Origin of the sequence: Streptomyces sp. UW30, from assembly GCF_008042075.1 — a bacterium.
Lineage (GTDB): Bacteria > Actinomycetota > Actinomycetes > Streptomycetales > Streptomycetaceae > Streptomyces.
Genome location: NZ_RDBN01000005.1, coordinates 231,129 through 246,620 on the forward strand (window position 1 = coordinate 231,129; position 15,492 = coordinate 246,620).

The window sequence follows — 15,492 nt, forward strand, 5'->3', positions numbered from 1 at the left end:
TCGGGTGAACGGTCGAATCGGGGGCCTTGTGAACCACCATGCCGCGCGAGAGCCGAGCGGGTTGATTCCGGTTGCGTCCTATGCACGTACGTCGGAGGACGTCCGGCAGCGTGATGGGCATGGTGTGCGCTATCAGCTGAGGATCAATGAGCGGACCGCGCACGAACACGGCTGCGTCGTCGTCGCGGCATACAGCGACAACGGGCGCAGCGCATCCAAGACGGGCGTGGCGCGACCCGGATTCGACCAGTTGGTCGCTGACCTGGCACGCGGGCACACCGACAGCGGACAGCGGATCGAAGGGGTCGTTGAAGCGCAAGGGCTGGCGAAGCTGCCACCGCTCGTGCGTGACCGCTGGCGGTCCGGGGAGATGGAGCTTGAGGAGAAGCGGAAGGTCGTCGCGTCAGTCGTCACCCGCTGCATCGTCCGCCCCGGGGTGAAGGGTGCCGCTTCCTGGGATCACTCGCGGGTGGAACCCCTGCCGGAGCACCCCGGTCGGGCAGGATGGAGGTATGCCGAACCGACTGGCCCATGAGACGTCCCCGTACCTCCTCCAGCACGCCGACAACCCCGTCGACTGGTGGCCGTGGGCGGCCGAGGCCTTCGAGGAGGCCCGTAAGAGCGGCAAACCGGTCCTGCTCAGCGTCGGGTACAGCAGCTGTCACTGGTGCCACGTCATGGCCCACGAGTCCTTCGAGGACCAGGAGACCGCCGACTACCTCAACGCCCACTTCGTCAACATCAAGGTCGACCGCGAGGAACGCCCCGACGTGGACGCCGTCTACATGGAGGCCGTCCAGGCGGCCACCGGCCAGGGCGGCTGGCCCATGACGGTGTTCCTCACCCCGGACGCCGAGCCCTTCTACTTCGGCACCTACTTCCCGCCCACCCCCCGCTCCGGCATGCCGTCCTTCCGGCAGGTGCTGGAGGGCGTGCGCAGCGCCTGGGTCGACCGGCGGGACGAGGTCGCCGAGGTGGCCGGGAAGATCGTCCGGGATCTCGCCGGGCGGGAGATCTCCTACGGCGGACCCGAGGCCCCCGGCGAGCAGGAGCTGGCGCAGGCGCTGCTCGGGCTCACCCGGGAGTACGACCCGCAGCGCGGCGGGTTCGGGGGCGCGCCCAAGTTCCCGCCGTCCATGGTGATCGAGTTCCTGCTGCGGCACCACGCGCGGACCGGCGCCGAGGGCGCGCTGCAGATGGCGCAGGACACCTGTGAGCGCATGGCGCGCGGCGGGATCTACGACCAGCTCGCCGGCGGGTTCGCGCGCTACTCCGTCGACCGGGACTGGGTCGTGCCGCACTTCGAGAAGATGCTGTACGACAACGCCCTGCTGTGCCGCGTCTACGCCCACCTCTGGCGCGCCACCGGCTCCGAGCTCGCCCGCCGTGTCGCGCTGGAGACCGCCGACTTCATGGTGCGTGAACTGCGCACCAACGAGGGCGGGTTCGCCTCCGCGCTCGACGCCGACAGTGACGACGGGACCGGCAAGCACGTCGAGGGCGTGTATTACGTCTGGACGCCGGAGCAGCTGCGCGAGGTCCTGGGAGACGACGACGCCGAACTCGCCGCCCGCCACTTCGGTGTGACCGAGGAGGGCACGTTCGAGCAGGGCTCCTCCGTCCTGCAGCTCCCGCAACAGGACGGTCTGTTCGACGCCGAGAAGGTCGCGTCCGTACGGCAGCGGCTGCTGGACAAGCGCGGTGAGCGCCCCGCCCCCGGCCGGGACGACAAGATCGTCGCCGCCTGGAACGGTCTCGCGATCGCCGCCCTCGCCGAGACCGGCGCCTACTTCGACCGCCCCGACCTCGTGGACGCGGCCCTCGGCGCCGCCGACCTCCTCGTCCGGCTGCACCTCGACGACCACGCCCGCATCGCCCGCACCAGCAAGGACGGCCGGGTCGGCGCGAACGCCGGTGTGCTGGAGGACTACGCCGATGTCGCCGAGGGCTTCCTCGCGCTCGCGTCCGTCACCGGCGAGGGCGTCTGGCTGGACTTCGCCGGGTTCCTGCTCGACCACGTGCTCGCCCGCTTCGTCGACGAGGAGTCCGGTGCCCTCTACGACACGGCTGCCGACGCCGAGCAGTTGATCCGCCGTCCCCAGGACCCGACCGACAACGCCGCCCCCTCCGGCTGGACCGCGGCGGCCGGCGCCCTGCTGAGCTATGCCGCGCAGACCGGTGCCGAGCCGCATCGCACCGCCGCCGAAAAGGCGTTGGGCGTCGTGAAGGCCCTCGGTCCGCGTGTGCCCCGCTTCATCGGCTGGGGGCTCGCGGTCGCCGAGGCCAACCTCGACGGGCCGCGGGAGGTCGCGGTCGTGGGGCCGACGATGGACGACCCCGCCACAAAGGCCCTGCACCACACGGCGCTTCTCGGCACCGCGCCGGGCGCGGTCGTGGCCGCGGGAACTCCGGAGAGTGGCGAATTCCCGCTCCTCGTTGACCGCCCCCTGCAGCAGGGCGAACCTGCCGCCTACGTCTGCCGTAACTTCACCTGCGACGCCCCGACCACCGATCCGGAACGGCTGCGGACCGCTCTGAGCAGGTGAAATGGAGGCCGGCAGCGGGTAGTTACGCAGCCTGTGTTCGAATTGCTCACTCTCGGGGCCCGTTGTGATGAAACGCGCTCTTCATCGAAACGGCCTGCGGACTTCACAGATCCCCCTTAATGTCTACACAGTTCCGCGACAGATGTGACTCACTGTCGCGGCAGGGGGCATTGGGGATCTGGGGGGATCTGTTGCTGACGTCTGTCTTCATAACTGTCGTCTCGCTGGCCCTGTTCTGGATGGCGGCTTTCACCCTGTGGTGGCAGATGCACGCGTGGCGTACGCCCGAGGTGCTTGCCTCCACCCGGTTCAGCAGACCGGACGGCGGCGAGCATCTGTCGTTCTCGCTGCTGCTTCCGGCGCGCCACGAACAGGCCGTGCTGGACCACACCATCCAGCGGCTGCTGGAGTCCACACACACCGACTTCGAGATCATCGTCATCGTCGGGCACGACGACCCGGAGACCACGGAGGTGGCCGAGAAGGCCGCGGCGCGTGATCCGCGCGTCCGTGTCGTCGTCGACACCCACGAGAAGAAGAACAAGCCGAAGGCCATGAACACGGCGCTGCCGCACTGCCGCGGCGATGTCGTCGGGGTCTTCGACGCCGAGGACCAGGTCCATCCGGAGCTCCTCGCCCACGTCGACCACGCGTTCCGGACGACGAAGGCGGATGTGGTCCAGGGCGGCGTCCAGCTCATCAACTTCCACTCCAGCTGGTACAGCCTGCGCAACTGCCTGGAGTACTTCTTCTGGTTCCGCTCCCGGCTGCACCTGCACGCGCAGAAGGGGTTCATCCCGCTCGGCGGCAACACCGTCTTCGTACGCACCGACGTGCTGCGGGAGGCCGACGGCTGGGATCCCAACTGCCTTGCCGAGGACTGCGATCTGGGTGTGCGGCTGTCCAGCGTCGGCAAGAAGGTCGTCGTCGCCTACGACTCCGACATGGTGACCAAGGAGGAGACGCCGGGCAGCCTGATGTCGTTGCTGAAGCAGCGCACCCGCTGGAACCAGGGCTTCCTCCAGGTCTACCGGAAGAAGGACTGGAAGCAACTGCCCACCTTCGGCCAGCGGTTGCTCGCCCGGTACACCCTCATGACGCCGTTCATGCAGGCCTTCACCGGGCTCATCATCCCGCTCAACATCGCGATCGCGGTCTTCCTCGACGTGTCCGTGAGCGTCGCCTTCATCACCTTCCTGCCGGCCGTCACCGCGCTCGTCACCTTCGTCTTCGAGATCGTCGGACTGCACGACTTCGGCAAGCAGTACGGGCTGCGCGTCCGCTTCGTCCACTACCTGAAGCTCGTCGTGGGCGGCCCCTTCTATCAGGTCCTCCTCGCCGGGGCCGCCGTCCGCGCCGTATGGCGTGAGCAGCGCGGCCAGAACGACTGGGAGTTGACCACGCACGTCGGCGCGCATCTCACCGACGTCACCGATGCCGAAGTGACCCGCGACCTCCGAGAGGACGTCCCTGCGTGACCTCCACCCTTCCCGCGGTGACCACTCCGAAGGTCCCCGCGCAGCGCCGGCCTGTCCCCATGGAGCGTTCGACCGGTCGAACGACCCCGCCGCTCCGCCTCCGCTCCTCCCGGCCCGACCTGATCCTGTGCGGTGTACTCCTCGTCGCGATCCTCGTCGTGCAGGGCTGGAACATCGCCGACTACCCGACCCTCAGCGACGACGAGGGCACCTACCTCGCCCAGGCCTGGGCCGTCCAGGAGGGCCGGGGCCTGGCCCACTACACGTACTGGTACGACCACCCGCCGCTCGGCTGGATCCAGCTCGCCCTGCTGACCTGGATACCGGCCGCGCTCAGCCCCGAGTCGATGACCGTCGGCTCCATGCGCGCCGCGATGCTGGTCATCAGCGCCGCCAGCGCGGTCCTCGTCTATGTGATCGGGCGGCGGCTGTCACTGCCGCGCTGGGCGGCCGGGCTCGGCATGGTCCTGTTCGGGCTGTCGCCCCTGTCGGTCGTGCTCCAGCGGGAGATCTTCCTCGACAACCTCGCGGTGATGTGGACGTTGGTCGCCTTCGCGCTCGCCGCCTCCCCGAGCCGCCACCTCTGGCACCACTTCGGCGCCGGTATCGCGGCGGCCACGGCCGTGCTGACCAAGGAGACGATGCTCTTCGTCCTCCCCGCGGTCCTGATCACCATGTGGCGGCACAGCCACCGCGACACCCGCAAGTTCGCCCTGACCGGCGCCGTCACCGCCTGCGCCCTGATCGGCCTCTCCTACCCCCTGTTCGCCCTGCTGAAGGGCGAGCTGATGCCGGGCAGCGGGCACGTCTCGCTGTGGGACGGCATCAAGTACCAGATGACCAGACCCGGTTCGGGCTTCATCCTCGACCAGGGCTCCGGCTCCTGGGGCGTGCTCCAGTCGTGGCTCTACTACGACCGTGTCCTGATCGTCGGCGGCCTCGCGGGCGGCCTGCTCCTCCTGGTCACCTGGCGCTGGTCGGTCACCGCCCGTGCGCTGGCCGGACCGTCGTTCGCGGTGGTGATCCTCGCCCTGGTGGCCATGCGCCCGGGCGGCTACCTGCCCGCGATGTACGTCATCCAGGCGCTGCCGTTCCTCGCCCTCGTCCTCGCCGGAGGCACGGCCTCCGTCGCCCACGCCGTACTGCGGCGATGGCACTCCGAGGCCGAGCACCGGTACCTGACCGGCGGACGGTACGCCCTCGCGGCCGTGCTCGCGATCGCCGCCGGCGCCTATGTCGTACCGAGCTGGTACGAGGGTGACCGCACCGCCGTCACCGCCGACGCCAACGCGCCCTACCAGGCGGCCTCGAAGTGGCTGTCCACCGAGGTGGCGGACCCGAAGGACACCCGCGTCCTCGTCGACGACGCGCTGTGGCTGGACCTGGTGCACGCCGGGTACAAGCCGGGGCTCGGCGTCATCTGGTTCTACAAGGCCGACCTCGACCCGGCCGTGACGAAGACGATGCCGCGCGGCTGGAAGGACCTCGACTACGTGGTCGCCTCGCCGACGGTGCGGCGGGACGCGGTCGATCTACCCAACGTCAAGGCGGCCATCGAGCACTCGAAGCCGGTCGCCGTCTTCGGCAGCGGCGAGGACCGCATCGAGATCCGCCAGATCCAGACAGCCTCCGGAGGCGTTCGATGACTCACGAGTACACCGCCCCCGAGGAGCTCGGCGATCCGGCAGTGCAGGCCGCCGAGGTCGCCGAGCCGGGCGCCGTCACCATCGTCGTACCGACCTTCAACGAGTCGGCGAACGTACGGCAGTTGCTGCACCAGATCACCGAGTCGGTGCCGTCCCGGCTGCCCTGCGAGGTCGTCTTCGTGGACGACTCCACCGACGACACCCCGCAGGTCATCAGGGAGGCGGCCCAGGATTGCCCGTTCCCGGTCACCGTCATCCACCGGGACGAACCCGTCGGCGGGCTCGGCGGCGCGGTCGTCGAGGGCATGAAGGCGGCCGGCTCGGACTGGATCGTCGTCATGGACGGCGACTGCCAGCATCCGCCGTCCCTGGTGCCGGAGTTGGTGGCGACCGGCGAGCGCGCGAACGCCGGACTCGTCGTCGCCTCCCGGTACATCAAGGGCGGCAGCCGGGCCGGGCTCGCGGGCAGCTACCGGGTGGCCGTGTCGCGGGCGGCGACCTGGCTGACGAAGTCCCTCTTCCCGCGGCGGCTGCACGGCATCAGCGACCCGATGAGCGGCTTCTTCGCGATCCGGCGCAGCGACATCACCGCGGAGGCGCTGAAGCCGCTCGGCTACAAGATCCTGCTGGAGCTGGCGGTCCGCAGCCGCCCGCGCGCGGTCACCGAGGTGCCGTTCGTGTTCCAGGAGCGGTTCGCGGGGGAGTCCAAGTCCACGGCCGCCGAGGGGCGGCGTTTCCTGCGGCACCTCGCCGGGCTGCGGACGGCCGACCCGCTGTCCCGGATGGTGGTGTTCGGGCTGATCGGGCTGACGGGCTTCGTACCGAACCTGGGCGCGCTGTGGGCGATGACGCAGATGGGCCTGCACTATCTGCCCGCGGAGATCGTCGCCAACCAGTTCGGCGTGGCCTGGAACTTCCTGCTCATCGAGAAGTTGCTGTTCCGCGACCGGCGGCAGCACCGTCACTGGGCGGACCGGACCGTACGGTTCGCGCTGCTCGCCAACGCCGACCTGGTGCTGCGCATCCCGCTGATCGCGCTGCTCGTCGGCCAGTTCGGGCTGGCCGTGCTGCCCGCCACGGCACTGGCCCTGGTCATCACCTTCGTCCTGCGCTTCGCCGGTACCGAGGCGCTGGTCTATCTGCCGAGCCGCCGTATCGGTCGGCGGCCCGGGAGTCGCACCGCATAGGAGAGCCGCATGAACAAGCGCCTCGTCAACAGACACCGAAGAAGGACCGCACTGGTCGGGGTGGGCGCCCTGACCGCCGGTCTCCTGCTCACCTCGCCCCAGTCCGCCTCCGCCGCCAACCTCATCAAGAACCCCGGCTTCGAGACCGCCGGCACCGACGACATGCCCTACTGCTGGAAGAAGTCCGGCTGGGGCGACAACGACTTCACCTTCGAGACGGTGGCCGACGCGCACTCCGGCGGCAAGGCCATGAAGGTCACGCTCACCCGCCGCGTCGACGGCGACCGCAAGGCGCTCATCACCGAGTCCGCCGAGTGCGCGCCGGTCGTCACGCCGGGCAAGCAGTACGACCTGGGGCTCTGGTACAAGTCGACCACCCCCGACACCTCGGTCACGCTGTTCCGGCACGACGCCACGGCGGGCTGGCAGTACTGGACCGACCTCAAGACGCTGGAGATGGCGGGCAGTTGGACCGAGGCCACGGTCCGCACGCCCGAGGTTCCCGCGGGCACCGACCGGATCGCCTGGGGCGTCTCCGTCTACGGCACCGGTTCGGTCACCACCGACGACTACTCCATGGACCAGGTCGCCGAGCCCGTCCCCGACCCGGTGTGCACGGGCACCGCCGAGGAGTGCGCGAACGGCCGCTGGGACGTGCTGCCGACCCAGAACCCGGTCCGCTCCATGCACTCCGTCGTCCTCAACAACGGCAAGGTGCTGCTGATCGCCGGCTCCGGCAACAGCCAGGAGATGTTCGAGGCGGGCACGTTCACCAGCGCGGTCTACGACCCCGAGAACGGCACCTACAAGCAGATCCCCACGCCCAAGGACATGTTCTGCGCCGGGCACGTCCAGCTCGACGACGGGCGGGTGCTCGTGATGAGCGGCAACAAGGCGTATCCGGTGCCGGGCGGGCACGGCTACGAGGGGTACAAGGACTCGTACATCTTCGACCCGGTCACCGAGACGTACAGCAAGACCAACGACATGAACGACGGCCACTGGTACCCGTCGGCCACTGTCCTCGGCAACGGTGACGTCATCTCCTTCGGCGGCCTGAAGGAGGACTCGACCGGTTCGGTGACCGCCGAGCTGTGGTCGGACGCCGAGCAGAAGTGGCTGGAGCTCTGGAAGGTCAACCAGACCTGGTCGTACTGGGGCCTGTACCCGTCGATGATCCTGATGCAGGACGGCCGCCTCTTCTACTCCGGCAGCCACGTCTTCGGCAACAACATCCCCGGCACGGGTTCGGCGGTCTACGACTACGACGCCAACACGGTCACCCAGATCCCGGGTCTGCAGAACAAGGACGAGCGTGACCAGTCCGCGAGCGTGCTGCTGCCCCCGGCCCAGGACCAGAAGGTCCTCACCATCGGCGGCGGCAACATCGACTCCAACCCGGACGCGAACCGCCTCACCGACGTCATCGACCTCAAGCAGCCGAGCCCGTCCTACGTCGCAGGACCGCCGCTCCCGCAGGGCACCGTCGACCTCGGAGGCGGCAAGGTCCCGCAGACCGGCAACCAGGGCAAGATGTACGTCTCCGCGGTGCTCCTGCCCGACGGCAAGGTCCTGGAGACCGGCGGCGCGCTGCACAACCGGGCCGACCCGGTGTACGAGTCGTCGCTCTACGACCCGGCGACGGGCACCTTCGACCCGGTGGCGGCGGACCCGGAGGAGCGCGGCTACCACTCCTCGGCGTTCCTGCTGCCCGACGGCCGGGTGATGGCGACCGGCGACAACCCGGGCAACGGGTCCTGGAACCACGACGTGTCGATCTACACCCCGCCCTATCTCCTCAAGGGCGAGCGCCCGACGATCACTTCGGTCATCGACTCCGAGTGGACGTACGGCGACACGCAGCGGATCACCGTCGACCGGCCGATCGCCAAGGCCGAGCTGATCCGCCCGGCGGCGGTGACGCATTCGTCGGACCCCAACCAGCGGTTCGTGGATCTTCCCCTGTCCGTCGAGGGCAACAACGTCGACCTGAACGTGACGAGCAACCCCAACCTGGCCCCGCCCGGCTGGTACATGCTCTTCGCGGTGGACGCGAACGGCGTGCCGTCGGTCGCCAAGTGGGTCCACCTGCAAGGTCCTTCGGCCCTGAGCGCCACGGACTCCTCCGCGCACGTCCACGACTTCGCCGACAACCTCCAGGGCAAGGTCACGGGCCCCGGCAAGAAGCGCACGTCACAGAAGGTCAGCCCGACCGTCTCCGGCTGCGACCGCCACTACGGCTCCGCCAACGTGTGCGTCCCGACGGACTTCCCGCCGACGGTGAAGCCGACGACGAAGTCCCGCTGCGACTGGCTGAAGAAGAACGACTACGGCCCTCTGAAGGTCAACGGCAGGGACGACCCGCTGCGGCTGGACACGAACAGGGACGCAATCGCCTGCGGGAAGGGTGATGTGACCCGGCGCTAGTTCCCGTAGTCCGCGAGGGCGCGCTCCACGATGGCCACCAGCTGCTCGTGGTGCGCGCCCTTCCAGTACGCGCGCCCGCACTGGGTGCACTGCGCGAAGACGTCGTACGACCGCTGCGTCCCGCCCTGAAGCTGGTCCGCCACCTCTTCCTTCGTGGCCTCCTTGAGCAGGCCGTTGCAGGCGGTGCAGCGGGTCCAGGGACGCAGCTCGGGGCGGAACCGGTCGAGGATGTCGCGGAGTTGGTCCTCGGGGCGGGTGCTGTAGACATAGCCGCCGGCCCACAGCTCGCGCCGCCGCAGCAGCCCCCGGTCCCGGCTCAGCATGACCCGCTTCTCCGTGGCGGAGCGTGTCGCGAGCGCCGGGTCGCCGATGTCCGTCGACTCGTACGCCGTGTCCACGCCGAGCAGGCGCATCCGGCGGGCGAGGGTGCCGAGGTGGACGTCGAGCAGGAAGCGCAGGGGAGCGCCGGGCACCCGCTGGGGGCGTGCCACGGGCCGTACGGACACGGTCGCGCCCGCCGTCGGGATGTGCGACACCGGCATCTCGTGGCCGTCGGCGACGAGGGTGCCGACCTCGGTCAGCGGGACGCCGAGGGACTCGACGACATGGCCGAGGGTCGAGACACCGTCGGTGGTGACCTGGGCGGCACCGGCCTCGCGCCGTCCGTTGGGGAGGAACAGGCGCAGCTCGGGGGCGAACTCGACGTGGATCGCGGGACCGTTCACCCGGTCAGGATGGCACGGCCCGGCGCTCGCGCCTCAGGTGTTTTTCGTGCGCAGGCCGTGCTCGATGACGTCCAGGGCGCGGTCGAGGAGGTCGCCCAGGTCGTCCCGGAAGTCGTTCTCGGCCCAGTACAGGGAGATCTCCGCGAGGCCGCCGATGAGGGACATCGTGAAGACCCGCGCCTCGAAGCTGTCCTGGGCCAGGCCGGTGCGCTCGGCGACGGCCTCGGAGAGCATGCGGCCGGTGACCGACATGCTCTCCAGCATCCGGGAGCGCACCGCGGGGACCTGGACCAGCAGATGTGAGCGCAGCTTGATGGCCTCGGGTTCCTCCTCGGTCGCGGCGGTGATGGCCAGCCGCATGACGTACCGCAGGGACTGCATCCACGGCTCGTCCGCCGGCCGCTTGCGCAGCTCGTCCAGCAGGATCGCGTCGTACTCGTCCGTGAGGACGATGTCCTCCTTGGTCGGGAAGTACCGGAAGACCGTGGACGGCGACACCTCGGCGCGCTCGGCGATCTGCTCGATCGTGGTCGCGTCGTAGCCCTGCTCCTTGATCAGTGCGTACGTCGCGTCGCGGATCGCCGTCCGGGTCTTGATCTTCTTCCGTTCACGAAGCCCCAGCTGGGGACGGTCGGTCAGGGGAGAGCGGCGTGCGGGGGTCATGGGGCTCATTGTCGGGCATCGGCCCGCTCCGCAGCCATGTCCGGGGTCCCTGGGGCCTCCGCATCGGGCGTGCCCGGCAGGAACGCGGCGGCCAGCAGCGCGGCGACGAGCGCCGCGATGCCGCACACCAGCAGGGCGACGCCCATGCCATGGACGTAGGCGCTGTTCGCGGAGGCCGCGAGCTCGGCGGAGCCCGTCCGCTCGGCGACGATGTGCGCCGCGACCACGGACTCCCGGGCGGTGTCGGCGGCCTGCGCGGGCAGGCCGGTGACGTCGAGCCGGTCCTGGAAGGCACCAGAGAGCAGGCTGCCGAGCAGCGCGATACCGATCGCACCGCCGACCTGACGCATGGTCATCAGCAGCCCGGAGCCGCTGCCGGCGCGATCGCGGGGGAGCGTGCCCAGGGCGTTGCTCATGGCCGGCATGAGCGAGAAGCCGAAGCCGAGGCCGGTGAGGGAGAGCCACAGCGCGGTGAAGCCGTAGCCGGAGTCGACCGTCGTACGGCTGCCGAGGAACGCGGCGAAGGCCAGCACGACCAGGCCCGCGCTCACCGTGGCCCGCGCGCCGAACCGGGTGACGACCGGCGGGGCCGTCCGCGAGGCGACCAGGATGCCGCCCATCATCGGCAGCAGCCGGATACCGGTGCCGAGGGCGTCGTGGCCGAGGACCGTCTGGAGGTACGGCGGCAGCACGAACAGCAGGCCGGTCAGGACGAACATCACCATGGTCGCGGCGACGGTGTTGAAGAGGAAGCCGCGGTGGGCGAGCAGCGTCATGTCGAGCATGGGCCGCTCGACCCGGCGTTCGCGCAGCACCAGCGCGGCGATGAGGACGACCGAGGCTCCGAGCATGGCGAGGACCAGGGGGTCGCCCCAGCCACGGGTGGGCGCCTCGATGATCGCGTAGATCAGTGCGCCGAGGCCGGTCGCGGTGAGAGCGGTGGAGACGGTGTCGACCTTCGGGGAGGCGGGGTCCTTCGTCTCCGGGAGCAGGAAGACGCAGGCGGCGATGCCTATGGCGGCCATCGGGACGTTGACCAGGAAGACCGAGCCCCACCAGAAGTGGTTCAGCAGCCAGCCGCCGGTGATCGGGCCGAGCGGCAGGCCGAGCGCCGAGGCGGCGGAGATGATGCCGACGGCCTTGGTGCGCTCGTCGGGGCCGAAGAGCGAGGGCAGTACGGAGAGCGCGAGCGGGGTGACCAGGGCCGCTCCGACGCCCATCACGGCACGCGCGGCGATCACCGCGTCCACGTCGCCGGCCAGTGCGCCGACCAGTGACCCGGCGAGGAAGATCCCGAGCCCGGTGATCAGCATCCGCCGTCGCCCGAAGCGGTCGCCGAGCAGGCCCGCGGGCAGCATCAGCGCCGCGAAGACGACGACGTAGGCGTCCGCCATCCACTGCTGCCGGCCGGTGCCGGCGCCGAGGTCGGCGGCCATCGTCGGCAGCGCCACGTTGAGGATCGTCATGTCGAAGCCGAGGGTCAGCATGCTGGCGACGAGCGCGGCCAGGGCCCACCAACGGCGAGGATCTGGAGTGACAGTTTCCATGAAATGAGAGTAACTATCAAAAGGGAGTTACTGTCAATCTCATGGAGGTACGAAAAAGGGCCACGGCTCGGAAGCCGTGGCCCTTGCTGTGCTGGAGCGGTTATCCGTGCTGGTACGCGACCAGCGAGATCCCCACGTAGTGCACGACGAACGCGGCGAGCGTGAAGGAGTGGAACACCTCGTGGAAGCCGAACCAGCGAGGTGACGGGTTCGGGCGCTTGATGCCGTAGATCACGCCGCCCGCGCTGTAGAGGAGACCGCCGACGATCACCAGGACCAGCACCGCGATGCCGCCGGAGCGCATGAAGTCCGGCAGGAAGAAGACGGCCGCCCAGCCCATCGCGATGTAGCAGGGGGTGTAGAGCCAGCGCGGGGCGCCGACCCAGAAGACCCGGAAGACGATGCCCGCCGCGGCCGCGCCCCAGATGCCCCACAGCAGCCACTGGCCCTTGGCTCCCGGGAGCAGCAGCATCGTCAGTGGCGTGTACGTGCCCGCGATGATCAGGAAGATGTTGGCGTGATCCAGCCGGCGCAGGATGCCGTCCATGCGCGGGCTCCAGTTGCCCCGGTGGTACAGCGCGCTCACGCCGAACAGCAGGCAGGCGGTGAGGGCATAGATCCCGCAGGCGATACGCCCCCGGGGTGAGTCCGCGAGGGCGGTGAGCACCAGGCCCGCGACCAGCGCGGCCGGAAACATGCCCAGATGCAGCCAGCCCCGGAGTCTGGGCTTGATCTCGCCCGTGAGGTGCTGGGCGTGGTGCGCGATCTGGTGCGGCAGCGAGGGCGTGCCTGAACCGCGGCCGGCGGCCGGCGTGTCCATGGGCGCGTCGGGGACGGGCGCAGTCATGCGGGGCATCGTACCTACGGAACCGTAAGTTACGCGTCAGGGCGGCCAGATGGGCGCTCGTAAGTGGCCATCGTCTCACGGGGTACCCGGAATGGGCGCACCCGGGGTGAAGCCGTGGTGACGCATCGAAAACATCTGGATGAGTGGCGATGCTCACGCCGCTCACCTGTGACGCCCTCTGGACATATGCGCAGACGCGTCGGATGATCAAATGAGTGCGGTCGGCACCGGATGAGCGCGGAAGATCGGAACAGCCGATCGGCCCGCGCAGCATCCGGGTCGCGGCCCCCACGGGGCATACAAGGGCATATTCAGGACAGAAACCCCTCATTTAGGAGCAACCGTGGCGCGCGACATCGCGGCTCCCCCCGTCGTTCCCACCAACCACCGCGAACTGGTCTCGTGGGTGAACGAGATCGCAGAACTGACGCAGCCGGACAGCGTGGTCTGGTGTGACGGATCCGAGGCCGAGTACGAGCGTCTGAGCGAGGAACTCGTCGCGAAGGGCACCTTCAAGAAGCTCGACCCGATCAAGCGCCCCAACTCCTACTACGCGGCCTCCGACCCGACCGACGTCGCGCGCGTCGAGGACCGGACCTTCATCTGCTCCGAGAAGGAGGAGGACGCGGGCCCGACGAACCACTGGATGGACCCCGCCGAGATGCGTGAGGTCTTCGCCGGCGAGAAGGGCGTCTTCCGCGGCTCGATGCGCGGCCGGACGATGTACGTCGTGCCGTTCTGCATGGGCCCGCTCGGCTCGAAGCTCTCCGCGATCGGCGTCGAGATCACCGACTCCGCCTACGTCGCCGTGTCCATGCGCACCATGACCCGCATGGGCCAGGCCGTCCTGGACGAACTCGGCGAGGACGGCTTCTTCGTGCGTGCCGTGCACACGCTCGGAGCGCCGCTGGAGGCCGGCGAGCAGGACGTGCCCTGGCCGTGCAACAGCACCAAGTACATCTCCCACTTCCCGGAGAGCCGCGAGATCTGGTCCTACGGCTCCGGCTACGGCGGCAACGCCCTGCTCGGCAAGAAGTGCTACGCCCTGCGCATCGCGTCGGTGATGGCCCGCGACGAGGGCTGGCTGGCCGAGCACATGCTGATCCTGAAACTGACGCCGCCGCAGGGCGAGTCGAAGTACGTCGCCGCCGCCTTCCCGAGCGCCTGCGGCAAGACCAACCTCGCCATGCTGGAGCCCACGATCTCCGGCTGGACGGTCGAGACGATCGGCGACGACATCGCCTGGATGCGCTTCGGCGAGGACGGCCGGCTGTACGCCATCAACCCCGAGGCCGGCTTCTTCGGCGTCGCGCCCGGCACCGGTGAGCACACCAACGCCAACGCGATGAAGACGCTCTGGGGCAACTCGGTCTTCACCAACGTCGCCCTCACCGACGACAACGACATCTGGTGGGAGGGCATGACGGAGGAGACTCCGGCCCACCTCACCGACTGGAAGGGCAACGACTGGACGCCCGAATCCGGTGTCCCGGCCGCCCACCCCAACGCCCGCTTCACCGTCCCCGCCTCGCAGTGCCCGATCATCGCGCCCGAGTGGGAGGACCCCAAGGGCGTGCCGATCTCGGCGATCCTGTTCGGCGGCCGCCGCGCCACCGCCGTACCCCTGGTGACGGAGTCCTTCGACTGGAACCACGGCGTGTTCCTCGGCGCCAACGTGGCCAGCGAGAAGACCGCCGCCGCCGAGGGCAAGGTCGGCGAGCTGCGCCGCGACCCGTTCGCGATGCTGCCCTTCTGCGGCTACAACATGGGCGACTACATGGCCCACTGGGTCGACGTGGCCAAGGACAAGGACCAGTCCAAGCTGCCGAAGATCTACTACGTCAACTGGTTCCGCAAGAACGACGAGGGCAAGTTCGTCTGGCCCGGCTTCGGCGAGAACAGCCGCGTCCTGAAGTGGATCGTCGAGCGCCTCGACGGCAAGGCCGAAGGCGTCGAGACCCCGATCGGCGTCCTGCCGGCCAAGGGCGCGCTGGACACCAACGGCCTCGAACTGGCCGAGTCCGACCTCGACTTCCTCCTCACCGTCGACAAGGAGATCTGGCGCGAGGAGGCCGCGCTCGTCCCCGACCACCTCAACACCTTCGGCGACCACACGCCGAAGGAGCTGTGGGACGAGTACAACGCGCTGGTGCAGCGCCTGGGCTGAGAACAGCCCCCCAAAACGCCGCGGCCGGCTCCGATCGTGCCCTGACCAGCAAATCGTCACGGCCGGCCGCGGTGACAGCACCACGAACACCACAGACCGGCGAGGTTCCGTACAACGGCGTACGGGGCTCTGGGCCTGTCGTCGCACCCTCCCGTCCGCCCCGACGGGAGGAACAACGCGACGGCAGGCCCTCGCCTGTATCGGGCCCCTTTTGCGGTCGTGCCGCCTTGAACGCACGATCTTCACGACTGTTTCATAT

General features: G+C 69.3%; 11 protein-coding genes. 7 read left to right on the plus strand and 4 right to left on the minus strand.

Features of this window, described 5'->3' with window-relative positions:
• Window positions 1–4 precede the first annotated feature (4 nt).
• The 6 genes from EAO75_RS02695 to EAO75_RS02720 all read left to right on the plus strand — a co-directional run bounded on the left by EAO75_RS02695 (window position 5) and on the right by EAO75_RS02720 (window position 9,284).
• Complete coding sequence (locus tag EAO75_RS02695) at window positions 5–535, plus strand: recombinase family protein (protein ID WP_187284277.1); 531 nt, start codon at window positions 5–7, stop codon at window positions 533–535.
• Window positions 513–2,546 carry a thioredoxin domain-containing protein gene (locus EAO75_RS02700; RefSeq protein WP_147993394.1) on the plus strand — a complete coding sequence of 678 codons (2,034 nt, stop codon included), beginning with the start codon at window positions 513–515 and terminating at the stop codon, window positions 2,544–2,546. The genes EAO75_RS02695 and EAO75_RS02700 overlap by 23 nt, the downstream gene beginning before the upstream one ends.
• Before the next feature lie 191 nt (window positions 2,547–2,737).
• The gene (locus tag EAO75_RS02705) at window positions 2,738–4,024 is read left to right on the plus strand and encodes a glycosyltransferase (RefSeq protein ID WP_147993395.1); all 1,287 of its coding nucleotides are present in this window, start codon (window positions 2,738–2,740) and stop codon (window positions 4,022–4,024) included.
• Complete coding sequence (locus EAO75_RS02710; protein WP_147993396.1) at window positions 4,021–5,670, plus strand: ArnT family glycosyltransferase; 1,650 nt, start codon at window positions 4,021–4,023, stop codon at window positions 5,668–5,670. Before EAO75_RS02705 ends, EAO75_RS02710 begins: the two co-directional genes overlap by 4 nt.
• Window positions 5,667–6,857: a glycosyltransferase gene (locus EAO75_RS02715; RefSeq protein ID WP_147993397.1), complete on the plus strand. Its 1,191-nt coding sequence runs from the start codon at window positions 5,667–5,669 to the stop codon at window positions 6,855–6,857. The genes EAO75_RS02710 and EAO75_RS02715 overlap by 4 nt, the downstream gene beginning before the upstream one ends.
• Before the next feature lie 9 nt (window positions 6,858–6,866).
• The gene (locus EAO75_RS02720) at window positions 6,867–9,284 is read left to right on the plus strand and encodes a galactose oxidase-like domain-containing protein (RefSeq protein ID WP_147993398.1); all 2,418 of its coding nucleotides are present in this window, start codon (window positions 6,867–6,869) and stop codon (window positions 9,282–9,284) included.
• Here the strand turns inward: EAO75_RS02720 and EAO75_RS02725 are convergent.
• The 4 genes from EAO75_RS02725 to trhA form a co-directional block, all read right to left on the minus strand.
• Window positions 9,281–10,009, minus strand: a complete 729-nt coding sequence (locus EAO75_RS02725) for a Mut7-C RNAse domain-containing protein (RefSeq protein ID WP_147993399.1) — start codon at window positions 10,007–10,009, stop codon at window positions 9,281–9,283. The two genes, EAO75_RS02720 and EAO75_RS02725, sit on opposite strands and share 4 nt — an antisense overlap.
• A 33-nt stretch (window positions 10,010–10,042) precedes the next feature.
• Window positions 10,043–10,672, minus strand: coding sequence for a TetR/AcrR family transcriptional regulator (locus EAO75_RS02730; protein ID WP_410092190.1), 630 nt, complete (start codon window positions 10,670–10,672; stop codon window positions 10,043–10,045).
• 5 nt (window positions 10,673–10,677) lie between these two features.
• Window positions 10,678–12,219: a DHA2 family efflux MFS transporter permease subunit gene (locus tag EAO75_RS02735; protein ID WP_147993401.1), complete on the minus strand. Its 1,542-nt coding sequence runs from the start codon at window positions 12,217–12,219 to the stop codon at window positions 10,678–10,680.
• Between the two features lie 100 nt (window positions 12,220–12,319).
• Window positions 12,320–13,066 carry a PAQR family membrane homeostasis protein TrhA gene (gene trhA, locus EAO75_RS02740; RefSeq protein ID WP_147993402.1) on the minus strand — a complete coding sequence of 249 codons (747 nt, stop codon included), beginning with the start codon at window positions 13,064–13,066 and terminating at the stop codon, window positions 12,320–12,322.
• Between the two features lie 343 nt (window positions 13,067–13,409).
• Between trhA and EAO75_RS02745 the strand changes: the two genes are divergently transcribed.
• Window positions 13,410–15,233 (plus strand): phosphoenolpyruvate carboxykinase (GTP), encoded by a 1,824-nt coding sequence (locus EAO75_RS02745; protein WP_147993403.1) that lies wholly within the window; start codon window positions 13,410–13,412, stop codon window positions 15,231–15,233.
• Window positions 15,234–15,492: the final 259 nt, after the last annotated feature.